The sequence below is a fragment of the Paraburkholderia acidicola genome (genome assembly GCF_002362315.1).
Taxonomy (GTDB): Bacteria; Pseudomonadota; Gammaproteobacteria; order Burkholderiales; family Burkholderiaceae; genus Paraburkholderia; species Paraburkholderia acidicola.
On record NZ_MTZV01000002.1, the window covers coordinates 1,172,046 to 1,190,908 of the forward strand.

Here is an 18,863-nt window from a genome sequence, read left to right on the forward strand (position 1 = left end):
TGTGCCAGCGCGGGTTCCTATTGTAACGTCCGTTCGCTTTCAGCCTTGCTATGCCAAACGGCCGGACGGACCCGCTTCAGTGGGCAAGCTTCAGCGGCCAGGCATCAATGCTCGGCGACCTGCTGGATGCCCGCGAGCAACCAGCCTTCGCCAGAACGCGTCGACTTCGACAGGTTCCACACCTCGACGAACGACTCGGCGGCGGCACCCGGCGTCTCGCGAATCAGCCCCGAGAAACGCACGCTGGCGAAATATTCGTCGCTGCGCTCTTCGACGCCGAGCAGATCGGCGTTCAACTGGACCACATCGGTCTGGTTTGCCTGCGAACCGCGCGAATCCAGATCCACCTTCACCTCGGCAAACATTTCGGGCGTGGTGAATTCGCGGATATCGGCCATGTTGCCGCTATCCCATGCTGCCTGCAGTCGTACGAAATAGACCTTCGCATTGCGCAGGAACGTCTCTGAATCGAAATCCGCCGGCACGGCCGCGGCCGTTGCAATGCCGGGGGCAGACTGCGTCCCGAACGAGCCGATCTGCTGCACCGGCGCGTTATAGCGCGGTTCCTGCGTATAACCGGTGCCCCCCGCGTTCAGCGACGGCGCGCCGCCCGCGTAGGCCGGCGTTGCGTTGTCACGCTTGCGATTCATAAAGCGGCGGATCAGCCAGATGGCCAGCATCGCGATCGCGGCGATCACGAGGAAATTCGCCATGGCGCCGGCGAACGCTTCGCCCAGACCGAAATGGGACAGCAACGCGGCAATCCCAAGACCTGCGGCGAGACCGGCGATCGGTCCGAGCCAGCGCGAACGATTAGGCGCTGCGGCCGGTGTGGGTTGGGCGCCGCGCTGTGCCTGGGCGGCCTGCCCCGACTGCTGCATCGGCTGGCCGGGCTGCGCAGGCGGCGTCGCCTGACGCTGCGTAACCGTCGACGACTGGCGGCCGATACTGCGGCTGCCGCCCATGCGGCGCGCCTCGGCGTCGAGCGAAGCAAACGTGCCTGCGACGATCAGACCGACCATCGCGAACATACCGATTCGCTTCGCCCACGATGATGAAAGCTTTTTGGAAGGTAACGAACGCGCGTCAGACATGATAAAAATCCTTTTAAGACAATGGGTTGCGGGTGCTAATACTTTGTCCCCACGTGTAAGGCTACCACGCCAGCTGACAAATTGTAATATTTGACGCCATCGAGGCCAGCTTGTTCCATCATCGTCTTCAAAGTTTCCTGGTCCGGGTGCATCCGGATCGATTCCGCCAGGTAGCGGTAGCTCTCGGCGTCCTTCGCGAAGCGCTCGCCGAGCCACGGCAGCACCTTGAACGAATAGACGTCGTAAGCCTTCTTGAGCGGGTCCCACACTTTCGAGAATTCCAGCACCAGCAGGCGACCCGCCGGTTTCAGCACGCGCTGCATTTCCGCGAGCGCGCCGTCTTTATGCGTCATGTTGCGCAACCCGAACGCCACGGTGACCACGTCGAAGTAGTTGTCCGGGAACGGAATTTTTTCTGCGTCGCACAACAGCGCCGGGGTGATCACGCCCTTGTCGAGCAACCGGTCGCGGCCAACGCGCAGCATCGATTCGTTGATATCGGTGAGCCAGACCTCGCCGGTCGGGCCGGCCTGTTTTGCGAACGCCTTCGACAGATCGCCCGTACCGCCGGCAATGTCGAGTACCCGGAAACCCGGCCGTACCGCCGCCTGCGAGATCGTGAAAGCCTTCCACGCCCGGTGCAGTCCGCCCGACATCAGGTCGTTCATCAGGTCGTAGTTGGAGGCGACGGAGTGGAACACGCCCGCCACCTTCTTCGCCTTGTCCTGTTCGTCGACTGTCTGGAAGCCGAAGTGGGTTTTGCTCATCGCGCTCGTTCCTTTCGCGTATTCTCGATTGTTGCGCCGCATCGTCGCGGCAGTCAGGCTGGATCGTATCAGTGACGGTGGCCGTGTGCTGCGGCCGGCGCGGCCATCGGTGCGTCGCGGTCGACACCGGCCGCTTTCAGTTTGGCGAGGTATCCGGCCCAGAGTTCATCCTGACGAACTGCAAGGTCGTACAGCAGATCCCACGAATAAAGCCCCGTCGAATGCCCGTCGGAGAAAGTCGGCTGCAATGCGTAATTGCCGACACCCTCGAGCGCGGTGATCGTAACGTCGCGCTTGCCGGTCTGCAGCGTTTCCTGGCCAGGCCCGTGGCCGCGTACCTCGGCGGACGGCGAATACACGCGCAGCAGTTCGAACGGAACGCGGTAGCTCGCGCCGTCCGCGTACTGCAGTTCCAGCACGCGTGACACCGCATGCACGACGACGCCGGTTGGCACCGGCGTGTCAGGAGTCAATCCACTCATATTGGCCTCGTAAGAAAAACGCCGGGCCACCCCGGGGTTTTCTCACTCCCTCGGGAGGCTGGCGCGAAGCGACAGATTTGGGGAGCGCTCAATCCGCTCACGCTAGAGCAAGTTCGATTTCGCTGCGTACCGCGTCGCGCAGCAGCGTGGCCTGAGCGCGGCGCGACGCCAGCAGCGCCTCCGACACCGTGCGCTGGCGCGGCGCCCAGATCGGTAGCGGGAAGTGGGCGTCGTTGGAAAAGCGCGGAATCACATGCCAGTGCACGTGCGGCACCTGGTTGCCGAGGCTCGCGAGATTCACCTTGACCGGTTGCAGCACGCGCCGCATCGCACGTTCGACCGCATAGACCGCGCGCATCACACGGTCGCGTTCGGCGGCGGAAAGATCGGAAAACTCGGCGACGTGCGCGCCCCAGATCACCCGGCAAAAGCCCGGGTAGTCCTGCTCGTCGGCGAGGACGACACGCAGCGTGTCGTCCTTCCACAGCACATCGCCGCCATCTTCGCGGCAGAAAATACAGTCCATGGTCGTCCTCGGACGGATACGTAATGCGTGCAATTAGACCAGCACGCGCTCGATTCCGCCATTGTTCGCCCGTTGCACGTAGTCCGCCATCCAGTTTTCGCCCAGCACGTGGCGCGCAATTTCGACGACGATGTAATCGGCTTCGATGTTCGCGTCCTCGTTGTAGCGCGACAGACCCTGCAGGCAGGACGGGCAGCTCGTGAGAATTTTCACGTCGGGCTGGCCCTTGGCGCCGTTCGCACCGTTAGCACCGTTCGCGCCGTTCTGCTGAACCGCATCCGCCGCCTGCGGCACAGCACCCGCGCTGCCCACACCACCCGCACCGTCTACGCCGGCCGCCGACAGCACCGGAATGTCCCGAAGCTTCGCCGCACCCTTGCGGATTTCCTCTTCCTTGCGGAAACGCACCTGCGTCGACACATCCGGCCGCGTGACCGCGAGCGTACCCGACTCACCACAGCAGCGATCGTTCTTCTCGATCTTGTAGCCGTCGTTGGCGGAACCCATCAGCTCGTTCACGAGCTTGATCGGGTCCATCGTCTTGATCGGCGTGTGGCACGGGTCGTGATACATGTAGCGCGTACCCGACACGCCATCGAGCTTGATGCCCTTCTCGAGCAGGAACTCGTGAATATCGATGATCCGGCAACCCGGGAAGATCTTCTCGAATTCGTAACCCGCGAGCTGGTCGTAGCAGGTCCCGCACGACACCACCACGGTCTTGATGTCGAGATAGTTCAGCGTATTCGCGACGCGATGGAACAGCACGCGATTATCGGTGACGATCTTCTCGGCCTTGTCGAACTGACCGGCGCCACGCTGCGGATAACCGCAACACAGATAGCCCGGCGGCAACACTGTCTGCACGCCTGCTTCCCAGAGCATTGCCTGGGTTGCGAGACCAACCTGCGAGAAGAGCCGCTCCGAGCCGCAACCAGGGAAGTAAAACACCGCTTCCGAATCGACCGTGGTCGTCCCCGGATTGCGGATGATCGGCACGACCTTGTTGTCTTCAATGTCGAGCAGCGCCCGTGCCGTCTTTTTCGGCAGGTTGCCCGGCATCTTCTTGTTCATGAAGTGGATCACCTGCTGCGTGACCGCCGGTTTGCCGACGGTAGCGGGCGGATGCGCGGTCTGCTTCTTCGTGAACTTCTTCAGCACGTCGTTGCCGAGGCGCTGTGCCTTGTAGCCGATGCCCATCATCGCAGTGCGCGCGAGGTTGATGGTCTGCGGATTCGTCGCGTTCAGGAAGAACATGCCAGCCGCGTTGCCCGCGTTGAACTTCTTCTTGCCCATCTTGCGCAGCAGGTTGCGCATGTTCATCGTCACGTCGCCGAAGTCGATCTGTACCGGGCACGGCGTCACGCATTTGTGGCATACGGTGCAGTGATCGGCGACATCGTTGAACTCGTCCCAGTGTTTGATCGACACGCCGCGACGCGTCTGCTCTTCATACAGGAACGCCTCGATCAGCAGCGAGGTCGCGAGAATCTTGTTGCGCGGGCTATACAGCAGGTTCGCGCGCGGCACGTGGGTCGCGCACACCGGCTTGCACTTGCCGCAGCGTAGGCAATTCTTCACCGAATCGGCGATCGCGCCGATGTCGGACTGCTGCATGATCAGCGATTCATAGCCCATCAGCCCGAAGCTCGGCGTGTAGGCGTTGCGCAGATCCGCGCCGGCGAGCAGCTTGCCCGCATTGAAGCGCCCGTGCGGATCGACGCGCTGCTTGTACGCGCGGAATTCGCTGATCTCTTCTTCGGTCAGGAACTCGAGCTTCGTAATACCGATGCCGTGCTCGCCGGAAATCACGCCATCCAGCGAACGCGCGAGTTTCATGATGCGTGCGACCGCCGTATGAGCGTCCTGCAGCATCTCGTAGTTGTCGGAGTTGACCGGCAGGTTGGTGTGCACGTTACCGTCGCCAGCGTGCATGTGCAGCGCGACGAACACACGACCGCGCAGCACCTGCTTGTGGATCGCCTGCGCTTCTTCGAGGATCGGCTTGAACTCGCCGCCGTTGAAGATCTGCCGCAGTTCCGCGCGAATCTCCTGCTTCCACGACACACGCACCGTGCGGTCCTGCGCGATGTGAAACACCGTCACGCCCGGCTGCTCGTCGACGCGATCGGCGAATTTCTCCGCAAGCCCCGCATAACCGAGCTGCACCATGTAGTGCTGCGCCTCGCGCAGTGGCATGTCGAGCCGGTCGCGCAGAAACTCCCAGCGCGCACGCACGGCCTTGAGCAGATCGAGCGCCTGCTGCACACGGTCTTCGAGCAGTTCGGCGCTCGGAATCTCGTTTGCGTCGTCGCTCTTGCCGAGCGGCAGCTTGCCCGATTTGAAGAACACCTCAAGCGCGTCGAGCAGCTGCAGCTTGTTCTTGATCGACAGTTCGATGTTGATCCGCTCAATGCCGTCGGTGTACTCGCCCATCCGGTTCAGCGGGATCACGACGTCTTCGTTGATCTTGAACGCGTTGGTGTGCTTCGCGATCGCGGCCGTGCGGCTGCGGTCGAGCCAGAAGCGCTTGCGCGCTTCCGCGCTCACCGCGACGAAGCCTTCTCCACTCTTGCTGTTGGCCATACGCACGACTTCCGAGGTCGCCGCGGCAACCGCATCCGCATCGTCACCGACGATGTCACCGATCAGCACCATCTTCGGAAACGCGTTGCGCTTCGACTTGGTCGCATAGCCAACCGCGCGTAGATAGCGCTCGTCCAGATGCTCGAGGCCCGCGAGTATCGCGCCGCCCTGCTTCGACGTTTCGAACAGGTAGTCCTTGATCTCGACAATGCTTGGAATCGCTTCGCGCGCCTGACCGAAGAATTCGAGGCACACCGTGCGCACATTCGCGGGCATCTTGTGCAGCACCCAGCGCGCCGATGTAATGAGTCCGTCGCAGCCTTCTTTCTGCACACCGGGCAAACCGGCGAGGAATTTATCGGTAACGTCCTTGCCAAGCCCTTCCTTGCGGAACCGGCGCCCTTCGATGTCGAGCGCTTCAGTACGCAGCAGCTTCTCGCCCGGTGCATATTCGCCGTCGAACCACTTCAGTTCGAAGCGCGCCACCGGAATGTCATGAATCTTGCCGAGGTTGTGATCGAGCCGGGTGATTTCGAGCCAGTTGCCTTCCGGGTCGACCATCCGCCACCACGCGAGATTGTCGAGCGCGGTGCCCCACAGCACGGCCTTCTTGCCGCCCGCATTCATCGCGACATTGCCGCCGATACACGATGCATCGATCGATGTCGGATCGACCGCGAACACATAGCCCGCCTGCTCCGCAGCATCCGTTACACGACGCGTGACGACGCCCGCGCCGGAATAGATGGTCGGCACCTTGCGCGCGACGCCGGGCAGGTCCGTCAGTTCGACGGCGCCGAGCTGTTCGAGCTTTTCGGTGTTGATCACGGCGGAGAACGGCGTGAGCGGCAACGCGCCGCCGGTATAGCCGGTACCGCCGCCACGCGGAATCACGGTGAGGCCGAGTTCGAAGCAGGCCTTGATGAGGCCGGCGATCTCTTCCTCTGTGTCCGGTGTCAGCACGACGAACGGGTATTCGACACGCCAGTCGGTCGCATCGGTGACGTGCGAGACACGCGACAGACCATCGAACTTGATGTTGTCCTTCTGCGTCCGGCGGCCCAGCACTTTGGTCGCGCGACGGCGCAGTTCTGCCATCTTGTCGAACTCGCCGGCGAACGCATCGATCGCGCGGCGCGCCGCCACAACCAGCGTTTCGACGCGCGTGGCACGGCCGACACCCGCCTCGTCGCTATGTGCGGTCAGATCGGCGCGACGACGTTTTTCGATTTCGCTGAGACGGTGATTGAGCGCTTCGATCAGCAGCGCGCGGCGCTTCGGGTTGTCGAGCAGATCGTCCTGCAGATACGGATTGCGACGCACCACCCAGATGTCGCCGAGCACTTCGTACAGCATGCGCGCCGAGCGGCCGGTGCGGCGCTCGGCACGCAGTTCGGCGAGCGCATCCCACGCTTCGTCGCCTAACAAACGGATGACGATTTCGCGATCGGAGAACGACGTGTAGTTGTAGGGAATTTCGCGCAAGCGCGGTTCGGGATCGGCGGCCACCGCAGCAGCGGCCCCGTTAGGATCGAAAACTTGAGGTGCGTTCATGTTCGGACGACTCGGTAGGTCAGCGGCGTACCTCTCGACGAGAGGCCCGCTGACGATGCGCGTGGGGCGCAATGCTTGAAAATCTTCTTCTCTGGAGTGCGAAGCCCTGCCAGCGGATGACGGACGCTGGCCGCTTTGCGGCGCTCAGATACCGCTACACGATCGTGCGTGCCGCACATGCCGCTGCGCCGCGGGACGGGACTCACGCGGTGCGGGCATTAAATGGGCGATCTGAGGCTGCCAGTGCATCTTCCGATCCTTGTTCTAAAACCGGATTCTACCGCATGATCGGCGCTCACGTCGGAGCCTGCATCGCGCTGCAGCAGGCATTCGCGGGCCTCGCCCGGGCCTGCTGGCCGGGCGATTCGGCGACCGGTCGGTCGGCTATGCAGCCGACGTATCAGCGGGCCTGTGAGTAGCCAGCACAGGGCAAACGCGCCCGCACCACCGAAGCGGCAAGCACAGCGGTAAGGTCCTGAGCACGAGCGGTTGGCGCTATCATTGGTCTTTTACGTCATTTACCGCCTTTTCAAGCGCATCGCGCGCCACTCGCATGGCTTCTCACGACTATTTAAAGAAAATCCTCACCGCGCGCGTCTACGACGTGGCCCGCGAAACCGAGCTGGAACCTGCACGGAATCTGTCCGCACGGCTGCGTAATCCGATTTACCTGAAGCGTGAAGACAATCAGCCGGTGTTCTCGTTCAAGGTACGCGGCGCGTACAACAAGATGGCGCACATTCCCGCCGACGCGCTCGCGCGCGGCGTGATTACGGCGTCGGCGGGGAATCATGCTCAGGGTGTGGCGCTTTCAGCAGCGCGGATGGGTGTGAAGGCAATCATCGTCGTGCCGGTCACGACGCCGCAGGTGAAAGTCGATGCGGTACGTGCGCACGGCGGCCCGACGGTCGAAGTCGTGCAGGTGGGCGAGTCTTACAGCGATGCGTATACCCATGCGGTGCAGTTGCAGGAAGAGCGCGGCCTCACGTTCGTTCATCCGTTCGACGACCCGTATGTGATCGCCGGCCAGGGCACCGTCGCAATGGAGATCCTGAGCCAGCATCAAGGTCCGATCCACGCGATCTTCGTGCCGATCGGCGGCGGCGGGCTCGCGTCCGGCGTCGCGGCCTACGTCAAGTCGATCCGGCCGGAGATCAAGGTGATCGGCGTCCAGACCGACGACTCCTGCGCGATGGCGAAATCGATCAAGGCCGGCGAACGCGTGACGCTCAACGAGGTCGGCCTGTTCTCCGACGGCACCGCCGTCAAGCTGGTCGGTGAAGAAACGTTCCGCCTGTGCCGCGAGTATCTCGACGACATCCTGATCGTCGATACCGACGCGCTCTGTGCCGCCATCAAGGACGTCTTCCAGGACACGCGCAGCCTGCTCGAACCGGCCGGCGCGCTGGCGGTCGCGGGCGCGAAGCAGTATGTCGAACGTGAAGGCATCGAAAACCAGACGCTGATCTCGGTCACCTCCGGTGCGAACATGAACTTCGACCGGATGCGCTTCGTTGCCGAGCGCGCCGAAGTCGGCGAAGCGCGCGAAGCGGTGTTCGCCGTAACGATCCCCGAAGAGCGCGGCAGCTTCAAACGCTTCTGCGAACTGGTCGGCACACGCAGCGTCACCGAGTTCAATTACCGGATCGCAGATGCGAGTTCTGCGCACATCTTCTGCGGCGTGCAGATCAGGAACCGCGAAGAATCGGCGGAAATCGCGCGGAATTTCGAGGCCCACGGCTTCGCCACCGTCGATCTGACCGGCGATGAACTGTCGAAGCAGCACATCCGCTACATGGTCGGTGGCCATTCGCCGCTCGCGCATGACGAACGCCTGTTCCGCTTCGAGTTTCCCGAGCGGCCGGGTGCGCTGATGCGTTTCCTGTCGTCGATGGCGCCGAACTGGAATATCAGCCTGTTCCATTACCGGAACCAGGGTGCGGACACCAGTTCGATCCTCGTTGGTATCCAGGTGCCGGCCACAGAAGACGCCGCGTTCAACCGCTTTCTCGCCACGCTCGGTTACCCCTGGTGGGACGAAAGCGCGAACCCGGTGTACCGGTTGTTCCTCGCGTAACTCGCAGCACGTCCCGGAGCCGCCGCACAGATGCCGATTTCGCTTGAAGACAAACTGGTCGTCGCGATCTCGTCGCGTGCGCTCTTCGATTTCGAGGAAGAGAACCACGTCTACGAAGAAGGCGACCTGCGCGCTTACGAAGCGTTACAGCGCGCACGTCTGAACGTGCCGGCCAAACCGGGCGTCGCGTTTCCGCTGATCCGCAAGCTGCTCGCGCTCAACACCGGCGAGCACCACGTCGAAGTGGTGATCCTGTCGCGCAGCGATCCGATCAGCGGATTGCGCGCGTTCAGTTCGTGCCGCGAGCACGGCCTGACTGTCGAACGTGGCGTTTTCACGCGCGGGCGGCCGCCGTTCGCGTATCTGAAGCCGCTCAATGCATCGCTGTTCCTGTCCGCGAATCAGGACGATGTGCGCGACGCGCTGGCCGCCGGTTTCCCGGCTGCGCGAGTGTTGCCGCAATCGGCCAAAGTAGCGGGCAAGTATCCGGACGAAATCCGCATTGCATTCGACGGAGACGCCGTACTCTTCTCTGACGAAGCCGAGCGTGTGTTCCAGAAGAACGGCTTGCGCGCGTTCGTCGGTCACGAGATCGACAACAAAGATCTGCCGTTAGCGGACGGTCCTTTGAAACCGCTGCTAGGCGCGTTGCACCGCCTGCAAAAACTCGCCGACGAAGCCTCACCGATGCGCATCCGCACCGCGCTCGTCACCGCACGCTCGGCACCCGCGCACGAACGCGCCATCCGTACCTTGATGGCCTGGAACATTGAAATCGACGAAGCGATGTTCCTCGGCGGCCTCGACAAGGGCGCGTTTCTGCGCGAGTTCGAGCCCGACTTTTTCTTCGACGATCAGATCAGCCACTGCGAATCGGCCCGCGGCGTCACGGCAACCGGGCACGTCATGAGTGGCATCGTCAACGCACCATCACCATGAACACGACTCCCGAACACTCGCCGCTAGGCAAAGCCACCGCTTACACCGAACAGTACGACGCCAGCCTGCTGTTTCCGATCGCGCGCAACCTCGCGCGCGAACAGATCGGCATCGGCGCGCAGTTGCCGTTCTTCGGCACCGACATCTGGAACGCGTATGAGCTGTCGTGGCTCAATGCACGCGGCAAACCGCAGATCGCCATCGCGACCGTCTACGTCCCCGCCGATTCAGCGAACATCGTCGAGTCGAAGTCGTTCAAGCTGTATCTCGGCTCGTTCGCGCAAACCGTGTTCGATTCTGCCGACGCCGTACGCGACACGATTCGACGCGATGTATCGGCGGCGTGCGGTGCGACCGTTTCGGTGCATTTCGCGTCGCCGTTCGAATTCGGCAAGCTGCAACTGGAGGAATTTGATGGACTGTCGCTCGATCGGCTCGATCTCGACACGGACGTTTATCATCCGGACCCGTCGCTGCTGAAAGCCGCGTTAGCCGAGTCGCCGGTAGAAGAAACGCTGGTATCGGATCTATTGAAATCGAATTGTCCGGTCACCGGGCAACCGGACTGGGGCAGCGTGCAGATTCACTACGTCGGCCCGCAGATCGATCATGCCGGGCTACTGCGCTACCTGATCTCGTATCGCAATCACACCGGTTTTCACGAGCAGTGCGTCGAGCGCATCTTTATCGACATCATGCGTGAGTGCCAGCCACTGAAGCTCGCGGTCTACGCACGCTACACGCGCCGCGGCGGTCTCGACATCAACCCGTTCCGCACGAACTTCAACCAGCCGATGCCTGACAACCTGCGCACCGCACGGCAGTAAACCGCGCGACGAGAAGGTTTAATCGTCCGGCAGTTCGGCCGTACCCATCCGGCGTGCGATCACCCCGGCGCGCTGCCTGAGATACGCAGAGCCGCGATGCTCGTCGAAGTATTTGGGCCGCGGCAGCATCACTGCGAGCCGCGCCGACTGCCAGCCGTTCAGCTTCGCCGCCGACGTGCGGTAGTAGTAGTGCGCCGCCGCTTCCGCACCGTACACGCCGTTACCCCACTCCACCGAATTCAGATAGATCTCGAAGATGCGCTCCTTGTCCATCAGCGTTTCGAGCATCCACGTGATGATCAACTCCTGTCCCTTGCGGATGTAGCTCTTTTCCCGCGACAGGAACAGGTTGCGCGCGAGTTGCTGCGTGATCGTCGAACCACCACGAACGATCTTGCCGCGTGCCTTGTTCTTCTCCCACGCCTGCAGGATCGCGTCGGTCTCGTAGCCGTTGTTGTTAACGAAGTTCGCATCTTCGGACGCGATGATCGCGCGCTTCAGGTTGTGCGAAATCTGGTCGTACGGGACCCATGTGTGCTGGATCGACAGATCGGGGCGGTCGTCGGACAGACGCCACGCGTCTGAGCGCATGAAGGCGGTCGAACCTGGGTTCACGTAGTTCCACACGGCGATCTGCGCGAAGTAGAACGCCTGCGTCGCGAACCACGCCACGGCGAATACCGCGATCACATAAGCGATCCACCGGAACGGACCGGGCCGGCGTACAGGCGTGTCTGCTGTCATGGCGATCGGGTTCCTTCGTTCGATGGATGCTGCTGCGAAGTATCTAAGATTAGCTGCGATCGGAGGCCGCGAGCATCTCGCGTAACGCCTGCAGAACCGGCGCGCCGTCGGGACGCACGCCGCGCCACACATGGAACGATTCGGCGGCCTGCTCGACGAGCATGCCGAGTCCATCCGATGCGCGCGCGCCGAGCGTCTGCGCGTGCTGCATGAACACGGTGGGTTGCGCGCCGTACATCATGTCGTAGGCGAGTGTGTCGCTGCCAAAGGCGCGTTCGTCGCACTCGGGCAACGCTGCGTCGAGGCTGCCGGCTGTTGCATTGACGATCACGTCATAGGCGACATGCTCTACCGCCGATGCACCGCCGCCTGTCAGATGGCAGCCGCTGTCGTGGGCTGCCTGCGCGAACTGGGCGACCAGTGTTTGCGCTTTCACCGCGGTTCGGTTGACGATGGTCAGCGTATGTGGACGTTGATCGAGCATCGGCAGGACGACACCGCGTGCGGCACCACCTGCGCCCAGCAGCAGAATGCGCGCGCCCTTCAGCGAAGTACCGAGATTCACTTCGATGTCGCGCACGAGGCCAAAACCGTCGGTGTTGTCGCCATAAATACCGGCAGCGTCGAAGCGCAGTGTGTTAACCGCGCCTGCCGCCGCCGCGCGCGGCGACAGCGTATCGGCAAGCGCATGCGCGTCGAGCTTGAACGGCACGGTCACGTTGAGGCCGCAGCCGCCCGCGTCGATGAACTCGCGCACCTGCTTCGCGAACGCATCGAGCGGGGCTAGCAGATGACCGTATTCGATGGGCTCACCGGTCTGCTCGGCAAACCGCGCGTGAATGAACGGCGACTTGCTGTGCGCCACCGGGTTGCCGATTACCGCATAGCGGTCGCGTGCGGATGCGTGCGGCGCGGCCGTCGATGCGTTCATCGTCCGGGCTCCGCGGTGGAATGATCGGCGGATGCGCTTTCGTCGGTCTCCTGCGGCGTGGCGTTGTCTTCGGCTTCTTCTGCACCGTCTGCTTCTGCCTCAGCTTCAGCTTCGCTTTCTGCCGATTCATCCGCCGCATCGACGACGTCCTTGCCGCTTTCTTCGTCTTCTTCGTCAGCCTCTTCCACTTCTTCCGCTTCTGTACCGCTTGCGACAGTCGGCGCGTCGAGCACCTGCAACAACCGCACCGATGCCTCAACCGTCAACTCATCGAGCGACATCACGTCGAGCAGCAGACGCGTACCGCGCGCATGCACGCCGAGCCCAGGTACATGCAGCAGCAGCGGTATTTCATCGAGCCGCACGAGGTCGCCCTTCACGACCGATGCCTCCACGTGCTTGCGGTTTTCCTGGCGCAGCCAGCGCAGGCACCAGAAGTACTCCATGCGGCGCTGGTAGTCGGCATACGCGGAATACGTGTCGTCGAAGCCCTGCACGACGGCGTACAGATCAGCGTCCTTGGGTTTGAACGGCGCAGCAAGCTTCGCCATCACGCCGTGCTGCACGCACGCGATCAATTGCCACTGATTAACCAGATCCACGTAACGGCGCAGCGGCGACGTACTCCATGCGTACTGCGACACGCCGAGCCCTTCGTGCGGCGCGGCGCTCGTCTGCATGCGCGTTCGCTTGGGGCCGGTCGGCGCACCGAACGCGCGCTGCGTGCGATAGATACCCGGCACGCCGTGATCGTGCAGGAACGCACCCCACGTCGAATTCGCGTGGATCGCGAGTTCGGCGACGATCGTGTCGAGCGGCGAACCGCGGCGGCGCGGCGTGATGGTGACGTGCTCACCATCGACATAGAAATTGAAGTCGGTATTGCGCTGCACTTCGCGCCGCAAGCCATAGCCTGCGCGCGCGACCTGGCGCTTTTCGAACAGCGCCTGCGCGAACGGCCAGAGCACCGCGATGTCGTCCTTGTGCGCGTATTCGCCGGTGCCGGCTGCGAGCGCTTCTTCGGTCACGAGTTCGTCGAGCGTGTTGTGCCGCAGGTTGCTCTTCACGAACACGAGTTCGGCGCGCGTCTCGCTGGCGACGATCTCCTGGGTTTCGCGATTGACGATCACGTACAGCGACAGTGCCGGGCGCAAGCCGCCTTCGGCTAGCGTGAACACGTTGACAACGTCGTCGGGGAGCATCGTGATCTTGTCGCCCGGCATGTACACGGTGGAGAGCCGCGTACGCGCGATCGCATCGACAGCATCGCCGCGCTCGATACCGAGCGCCGGTGCCGCGATGTGCACACCGATGCGCACACGACCGTCGCCGAGATGCTCGACGGAGAACGCATCGTCGATTTCGGTCGTCGTCACGTCATCGATCGAAAACGCCTGGACATTCGCTTCCGGCAGATCGTCGGGCAGCGCGCGCACTGTCACGGGCGCAAAGCCGGTGCCGTGCGGGAAGAACTCGGAGAGAAAACGCGCCTCGTGCAGCGCGCGCGGCGAAGAGATGCCACCGCATTCGAGCATCAGACGCGGCATCGAAATGCCGCGCGCAGCAGCGGCTGCTTCGAGCGCCTTGTACTCGATCGTGTTCTTGTCGGGCTTTGTCAGCAGACCGAGCGCCTTGCCAGCGAATGCCTCGGGAAGACGCCCGGCCTTCAGTTCATCTTCGTAGCCGGCCTGCACGAGCGCCTGTTGACGTTTGCGTTCGAGCGAAGCGAGCGCCATCTTCAGTTGTTCTTCGGGCGCACGCTGATACTGGCCGCGCCCTTTGCGCCGGAAGTAAACCGGCGAACCGTGCATGCGCAGCACGAGCGCCGCGCGCTCCACTGGCCCAAACGACGTGCCGAAGTATTCGGCGCCCAGCGTGGCAAACGGAAACTCATCTTCCGGCGCGCATTCCCACAGGAACTCGAGATCGATCCCCTGCGCGGTGGCGTCGGCACGCTCCATCAATTCGGCGGCAGCCGGCTTCTCGAACTCGATCAGCACGTCTTTCGAGCGCACCTTGGTACGCCGTCCGCCGGGCAGCTCGACCTGAAACGCATCGCCCTGACGCGACAGCACACTGCCTGCCTTGAAACTACCCGATTCCTCGAAGAAAACGTTCACTCAATACTCTCGTTCTGTCTTGCATCGGCCGCGATGCCCATAATCGAGGGCAAGCGGCGGTTCATGTTGGTCGGTCGACGGCGTGATCACAAAGACCACGCGCGGTCGCCGTGCTTCATTCAGTTTGCTTCAGGCCGCCTGTTTGGGTGCGGGCGGCTGTGCGTTCATCTGGTCGCAAAAGGCGAGGACCTCGTCGACGTACTGCGGAAACTCGCTGATCGCGTGGTCACTACCTTCGATCACCCGGGTCCGCGCACCTGGATAATGCGCGAGCATCTCGCGGTAATCGAGCACCTCGTCGCCGGTGGCGGCGATCAGATAATAGCGTTCGGGCCGTGTGATCGACGCGACGCCGAGCGCGCGCAATTCGTCGAGATGGCGCGCCTCGACGACGATGCTACCGCCGCCGTGCCACAACGGTTGCTCGCCGAGATAGTGACTCAGATCGCGCTGCGGCACGACCGCTGGATTCAGCAGCACCGCGGGCCAGCCGTGCTTTTCGGCCAGATGCGTGGCGAAATAGCCGCCCAGCGAACTGCCGATCACCGTGACCGGTTGCGGCGGCGCAGCCGCTACCAGCGATTCGGCCAGCGCGATCGTCTCCAACGGCGACACCGGCAGCATCGGGCAGCACCATTCGTCGCTGCGTCCGAGTTCGGTGAGCCGCTCGGCGAGCACGCAGGCCTTGAACGATCGCGGCGACGAACGGAAGCCATGCAGATAGAGGATCACGCGGTGCCCCGCTCAGTTGCCGACGGGCTGGCGGACAACGCATCGAGCAGCTTCTGATGTACGCCGCCGAAGCCGCCGTTACTCATCACGAGGACCTGGTCGCCGGGTTGGGCCGCAGCGGCGACGGACTTCACGAGCGAATCGAGATTGTCGAACGCCTGCGCCTTGCCGCCCAGCGGCGCGAGCGCTTCGGCCAGATTCCAGCCGAGCGCATCGCGGCCGCTCGGTGCGCCGTAACCGAAGACGAGGTCCGCATCCGCCAGGCTGGCCGGCAATTGCGCCTTCATCACGCCGAGCTTCATCGTGTTCGAGCGCGGCTCCAGCACGGCGAGGATACGCGTCCGGTCGCGGCCGACGCGCGCGCGCAAGCCCGCGATCGTCGTCTCGATCGCTGTTGGGTGATGCGCGAAGTCGTCGTAAACAGTCACGCCGTCGATGCTGCCGCGCACTTCCATCCGGCGCTTCACATTTCGAAACGTTGCGAGCGATTGTGCCGCTTGTGCGGGCGGCACGCCGACATGGCGCGCGGCGGCGATCGCGGCCAGCGCGTTCATGCGGTTGTGTTCGCCCTGCACCTGCCATTCGACAACGCCTGCGCGCACCCCACCGTGATAGACGGCGAAGTGCTCATCGACGGGCACACCTTCGTCGGCGGGTAGCGCCTGCCAGCCGCCTTCGACGCCGAATCGTTCGACTTCGCTCCAGCAACCGCGCGTAAGTACGCGTTCAAGCGCATCGGCGCGGCCGTTCGTCACGATCCGTCCAACGCCAGGAATGGTCCGCACCAGGTGATGAAATTGCGTCTCGATCGATGTGAGATCCGGGAAGATATCGGCATGATCGAATTCGAGGTTGTTCAGGACCGCGGTCCGCGGCCGGTAGTGCACGAACTTCGAGCGCTTGTCGAAGAACGCGGTGTCGTATTCATCGGCCTCGATCACGAAGAAGCTCGAATCGGTGAGCCGCGCCGAAACGCCGAAATTCAGCGGCACACCACCGATCAGGAACCCCGGATTCAGACCCGCATCTTCGAGCAGCCACGCCAGCATCGACGTCGTCGTGGTCTTGCCGTGCGTACCGGCCACCGCCAGCACCCACTTGCCATTCAGCACGTGTTCGCCGAGCCATTGCGGACCGGACACGTAAGGCAGGCCGCGATCGAGAATCGCCTCCATCAGCGGATTGCCGCGCGTGACGACATTGCCGATCACGAACAGGTCGGGCTTCAGATCGATCTGTTCGGCGCCGTAACCCTCTATCAGGCGGATGCCTTGCGCCTCGAGCTGTGTGCTCATCGGCGGATAGACGCCGGCATCGCAACCGGTCACGGTGTGGCCCGCGCCGCGTGCCAGCACCGCGAGACCGCCCATGAACGTGCCGCAGATGCCGAGGATGTGGATGTGCATAAGCCTGTCGTGCCGCGCGGGCGTGTTTTTGCGTGGGAGGGAGGAGCGCAGGAGGGGCATGACGCTTGTGTCAAGCTCGCGCGCAGCCCGTCTGCAAAGGACGCTATTGTAACCGACGGTCTCGCGCGGCCCTATGCCCCGGAGCGCGCCCGGCAGCCGGGCGCCCCCCAAAAAGAGCGACAACATTCTCTAGTATGATTGCCGGATGGTTCGCAAATCACATTTCGATCCGCAGCGGGTTCGCGAAGAGATCGCGATCGCCGCTGCCAGGATGATCGCCGAGGACGGGCTGGATTACTCGACTGCCAAGCGCAAGGCTGCGCGACAGGTCATCGGGGAAACGCGCGTTGCCGGCGAATGGCTGCCGGATAACGAGCAGATCGAAGACGAAATCCGCGAGTATCAGTCGCTCTTTCAGGGCGAGAGCCAGCCGGCCGTGCTGCGGCGGTTGCGTGAAATCGCGCTCGACTGGATGGAGCGGCTTGCGCCTTTCAATCCCTATCTGACCGGAGCGGTATTGAATGGCACGGCGGGCGGGCACTCGGATATTCATCTGCAGGCGTTTTGCGACAACCCTAAGGAAGTCGCGATCTATCTGCTCAACGCGAACATGCAGTACGACGTATCGGAAACCCGTCATTTCGCCGGCCGCGGCGATGTCGAAACCTTGAGTTTTCTGTGGCGCCCGACAAACGAATCGCGCGACGCCGAGCCGGTCGGCATCCACGTCGCGCTTTACGATACCGATGACCTGCGCGGCGCGGTACGCGCCGATGCAAGCGGCCGCCAGGCCCGCGCGACTGCGCAGACGGTCCAGGCCCTGCTCGACGAAACCGGCGCTCCTCCCACTACTAACTAGACAGATCACGATGAACACCAGGCGCATTTTCGCGTTCCTCGCCGTGGCGGCCATCGCCGTCGGCGGCGGCGTAACAGCCGGGCACTGGCTGCGCGGCGGAGCGGGCATCGAACCGGCCGACGCCGCGTCGTCCTCACAGGCGAACGCGGTCGCGCAGTTGTGGGCTGCGCCGGTCACCAGCGTCGACGGCAAGGCGCAATCGCTGAGCCTGTATAAAGGCCACCCGGTCGTCATCAATTTCTGGGCTTCCTGGTGTGGTCCGTGTGTGGAAGAGATGCCGACGCTCGCGCAACTTAACCACCAGTACGCGAAAAAAGGCATCCAGTTCGTCGGACTTGGCGTCGATTCCGGCAAGAACGTGCAGGCGTTCCTGCAGAAAGTCCGGGTCGACTATCCGGTCTATGTAATCGGTTTCGGTGGGGCCGACCTCGCGCGAGCGTTCGGCAACACGGCGGGTGGCCTGCCATTCACCGTGGTAATCGATGCAAAAGGCACCATACGCTCGACAAAATTGGGGCAAATCCAGCCGAAAGAGCTGCAACAAACGCTCGACGCGCTCTAGATCTCATAATTTTTTATCGGCCAGTTATAGTCGGAACGCACTGAATTGGCCGCAAATCACCCGAAATTGTCGGGAGATGAGCCCCTCGATGCACAGCGCAAGCAGGGCCGGATCGTCCTGTCACGCAGGGAAACTAGACAAATTTCTCTAATCAGCGCTAAAGTGCGCCCAATTCCACGGAAAACGAAGCGACCATGACGCGACTGCTGGTACTGCACGGCCCTAACCTCAATCTTCTCGGCACCCGGGAACCCGAGGTCTATGGCCGTGTGACGCTCCCGCAGATCGATCAGGCGCTGGCCGACCGTGCAGCCGATGCCGGCGTGGAATTCACGTCGTTCCAGAGCAACCACGAAGGTGCGCTGGTCGACCGGATCCAGTCTGCCAGGCTCGAAAAGACCGATTTCATTCTGATCAATCCCGCTGCCTACACGCATACCAGCGTGGCAATTCGGGACGCACTGGCGGGGGTTGGCATTCCGTTCGTCGAGATTCATCTGTCGAACGTGCATCGCCGCGAACCGTTTCGGCATCACTCGTATCTCTCGGACCAGGCGGAAGGCGTGATCTGCGGCCTCGGCTGGAAGGGATATCTGTACGCACTCGAATTCGCGCTCGACCGGCTTGCCGCCGGTACGCAGCACGGCTGATTCCAGG

General features: G+C 62.8%; 16 protein-coding genes. 6 read left to right on the forward strand and 10 right to left on the reverse strand.

Translation table 11 applies throughout. The features are described 5' to 3' along the window. Nucleotides 1-104: 104 nt before the first annotated feature. From BWP39_RS07335 to BWP39_RS07355, 5 genes are all read right to left on the reverse strand, one after another. Complete coding sequence (locus BWP39_RS07335; RefSeq protein WP_096718216.1) at nucleotides 105-1,094, reverse strand: Tim44 domain-containing protein; 990 nt, start codon at nucleotides 1,092-1,094, stop codon at nucleotides 105-107. Between the two features lie 35 nt (nucleotides 1,095-1,129). Next, entirely contained in the window at nucleotides 1,130-1,861 is a 732-nt protein-coding gene (gene ubiE, locus BWP39_RS07340; protein ID WP_091011017.1) for a bifunctional demethylmenaquinone methyltransferase/2-methoxy-6-polyprenyl-1,4-benzoquinol methylase UbiE, read from the reverse strand. Nucleotides 1,862-1,929: 68 nt separating this feature from the next. Next, nucleotides 1,930-2,343, reverse strand: coding sequence for a gamma-butyrobetaine hydroxylase-like domain-containing protein (locus BWP39_RS07345; protein WP_096718218.1), 414 nt, complete (start codon nucleotides 2,341-2,343; stop codon nucleotides 1,930-1,932). A gap of 97 nt (nucleotides 2,344-2,440) precedes the next feature. Then, the gene (locus tag BWP39_RS07350) at nucleotides 2,441-2,869 is read right to left on the reverse strand and encodes an HIT family protein (protein ID WP_091011015.1); all 429 of its coding nucleotides are present in this window, start codon (nucleotides 2,867-2,869) and stop codon (nucleotides 2,441-2,443) included. 33 nt (nucleotides 2,870-2,902) lie between these two features. Beyond that, nucleotides 2,903-7,009, reverse strand: coding sequence for a DUF3683 domain-containing protein (locus BWP39_RS07355; RefSeq protein WP_096718220.1), 4,107 nt, complete (start codon nucleotides 7,007-7,009; stop codon nucleotides 2,903-2,905). Nucleotides 7,010-7,562: 553 nt separating this feature from the next. On the opposite strand from BWP39_RS07355, the gene ilvA reads away from it, so the two are divergent. Genes ilvA through queF form a run of 3 tightly spaced genes read left to right on the forward strand, consistent with a single transcriptional unit; the run spans nucleotide 7,563 to nucleotide 10,852 of the window. Then, nucleotides 7,563-9,086 carry a threonine ammonia-lyase, biosynthetic gene (gene ilvA / locus BWP39_RS07360; protein WP_096718222.1) on the forward strand — a complete coding sequence of 508 codons (1,524 nt, stop codon included), beginning with the start codon at nucleotides 7,563-7,565 and terminating at the stop codon, nucleotides 9,084-9,086. 30 nt (nucleotides 9,087-9,116) lie between these two features. Next, nucleotides 9,117-10,025, forward strand: a complete 909-nt coding sequence (locus BWP39_RS07365) for a 5'-nucleotidase (RefSeq protein ID WP_096718224.1) — start codon at nucleotides 9,117-9,119, stop codon at nucleotides 10,023-10,025. Further along, a complete protein-coding gene (gene queF, locus BWP39_RS07370) occupies nucleotides 10,022-10,852 on the forward strand; it encodes an NADPH-dependent 7-cyano-7-deazaguanine reductase QueF (RefSeq protein WP_096718226.1) in 831 nt (276 codons plus the stop codon). Before BWP39_RS07365 ends, queF begins: the two co-directional genes overlap by 4 nt. Before the next feature lie 18 nt (nucleotides 10,853-10,870). On the opposite strand, the gene mtgA is transcribed toward queF, so the two are convergent. The 5 genes from mtgA to mpl form a co-directional block, all read right to left on the reverse strand. Then, nucleotides 10,871-11,596, reverse strand: a complete 726-nt coding sequence (gene mtgA, locus BWP39_RS07375) for a monofunctional biosynthetic peptidoglycan transglycosylase (protein ID WP_096718228.1) — start codon at nucleotides 11,594-11,596, stop codon at nucleotides 10,871-10,873. Nucleotides 11,597-11,645: 49 nt separating this feature from the next. Further along, on the reverse strand, nucleotides 11,646-12,527 hold the full coding sequence (aroE, locus tag BWP39_RS07380) for a shikimate dehydrogenase (protein WP_096718230.1): 882 nt from the start codon (nucleotides 12,525-12,527) through the stop codon (nucleotides 11,646-11,648). After that, nucleotides 12,524-14,647, reverse strand: a complete 2,124-nt coding sequence (locus tag BWP39_RS07385; RefSeq protein WP_096718232.1) for a ribonuclease catalytic domain-containing protein — start codon at nucleotides 14,645-14,647, stop codon at nucleotides 12,524-12,526. Before BWP39_RS07385 ends, aroE begins: the two co-directional genes overlap by 4 nt. 129 nt (nucleotides 14,648-14,776) lie before the next feature. Next, the gene (locus tag BWP39_RS07390) at nucleotides 14,777-15,379 is read right to left on the reverse strand and encodes a YqiA/YcfP family alpha/beta fold hydrolase (RefSeq protein WP_096718234.1); all 603 of its coding nucleotides are present in this window, start codon (nucleotides 15,377-15,379) and stop codon (nucleotides 14,777-14,779) included. Further along, nucleotides 15,376-16,785 (reverse strand): UDP-N-acetylmuramate:L-alanyl-gamma-D-glutamyl-meso-diaminopimelate ligase, encoded by a 1,410-nt coding sequence (gene mpl / locus BWP39_RS07395; RefSeq protein WP_096718236.1) that lies wholly within the window; start codon nucleotides 16,783-16,785, stop codon nucleotides 15,376-15,378. Before mpl ends, BWP39_RS07390 begins: the two co-directional genes overlap by 4 nt. A gap of 205 nt (nucleotides 16,786-16,990) precedes the next feature. Here mpl and BWP39_RS07400 point away from each other — a divergent pair, with 205 nt between their 5' ends. The 3 genes from BWP39_RS07400 to aroQ all read left to right on the forward strand — a co-directional run bounded on the left by BWP39_RS07400 (nucleotide 16,991) and on the right by aroQ (nucleotide 18,856). Then, on the forward strand, nucleotides 16,991-17,644 hold the full coding sequence (locus tag BWP39_RS07400) for a UDP-N-acetylmuramate--alanine ligase (protein ID WP_096718238.1): 654 nt from the start codon (nucleotides 16,991-16,993) through the stop codon (nucleotides 17,642-17,644). A gap of 10 nt (nucleotides 17,645-17,654) precedes the next feature. Next, the gene (locus BWP39_RS07405; RefSeq protein ID WP_096718240.1) at nucleotides 17,655-18,206 is read left to right on the forward strand and encodes a TlpA family protein disulfide reductase; all 552 of its coding nucleotides are present in this window, start codon (nucleotides 17,655-17,657) and stop codon (nucleotides 18,204-18,206) included. Nucleotides 18,207-18,400: 194 nt separating this feature from the next. After that, complete coding sequence (gene aroQ, locus BWP39_RS07410) at nucleotides 18,401-18,856, forward strand: type II 3-dehydroquinate dehydratase (RefSeq protein ID WP_091011003.1); 456 nt, start codon at nucleotides 18,401-18,403, stop codon at nucleotides 18,854-18,856. Nucleotides 18,857-18,863: the final 7 nt, after the last annotated feature.

Bases quoted from the DNA above. Each gene is read 5' to 3' on its own strand.
- aroE (WP_096718230.1), bottom strand. From the start codon at position 12,527: ATGAACGCATCGACGGCCGCGCCGCACGCATCCGCACGCGACCGCTAT.
- BWP39_RS07365 (WP_096718224.1), top strand. From the start codon at position 9,117: ATGCCGATTTCGCTTGAAGACAAACTGGTCGTCGCGATCTCGTCGCGT.
- BWP39_RS07405 (WP_096718240.1), top strand. From the start codon at position 17,655: ATGAACACCAGGCGCATTTTCGCGTTCCTCGCCGTGGCGGCCATCGCC.
- BWP39_RS07335 (WP_096718216.1), bottom strand. From the start codon at position 1,094: ATGTCTGACGCGCGTTCGTTACCTTCCAAAAAGCTTTCATCATCGTGG.
- ubiE (WP_091011017.1), bottom strand. From the start codon at position 1,861: ATGAGCAAAACCCACTTCGGCTTCCAGACAGTCGACGAACAGGACAAG.
- BWP39_RS07355 (WP_096718220.1), bottom strand. From the start codon at position 7,009: ATGAACGCACCTCAAGTTTTCGATCCTAACGGGGCCGCTGCTGCGGTG.
- BWP39_RS07400 (WP_096718238.1), top strand. From the start codon at position 16,991: ATGGTTCGCAAATCACATTTCGATCCGCAGCGGGTTCGCGAAGAGATC.
- aroQ (WP_091011003.1), top strand. From the start codon at position 18,401: ATGACGCGACTGCTGGTACTGCACGGCCCTAACCTCAATCTTCTCGGC.
- mtgA (WP_096718228.1), bottom strand. From the start codon at position 11,596: ATGACAGCAGACACGCCTGTACGCCGGCCCGGTCCGTTCCGGTGGATC.
- BWP39_RS07350 (WP_091011015.1), bottom strand. From the start codon at position 2,869: ATGGACTGTATTTTCTGCCGCGAAGATGGCGGCGATGTGCTGTGGAAG.
- ilvA (WP_096718222.1), top strand. From the start codon at position 7,563: ATGGCTTCTCACGACTATTTAAAGAAAATCCTCACCGCGCGCGTCTAC.
- mpl (WP_096718236.1), bottom strand. From the start codon at position 16,785: ATGCACATCCACATCCTCGGCATCTGCGGCACGTTCATGGGCGGTCTC.
- queF (WP_096718226.1), top strand. From the start codon at position 10,022: ATGAACACGACTCCCGAACACTCGCCGCTAGGCAAAGCCACCGCTTAC.
- BWP39_RS07345 (WP_096718218.1), bottom strand. From the start codon at position 2,343: ATGAGTGGATTGACTCCTGACACGCCGGTGCCAACCGGCGTCGTCGTG.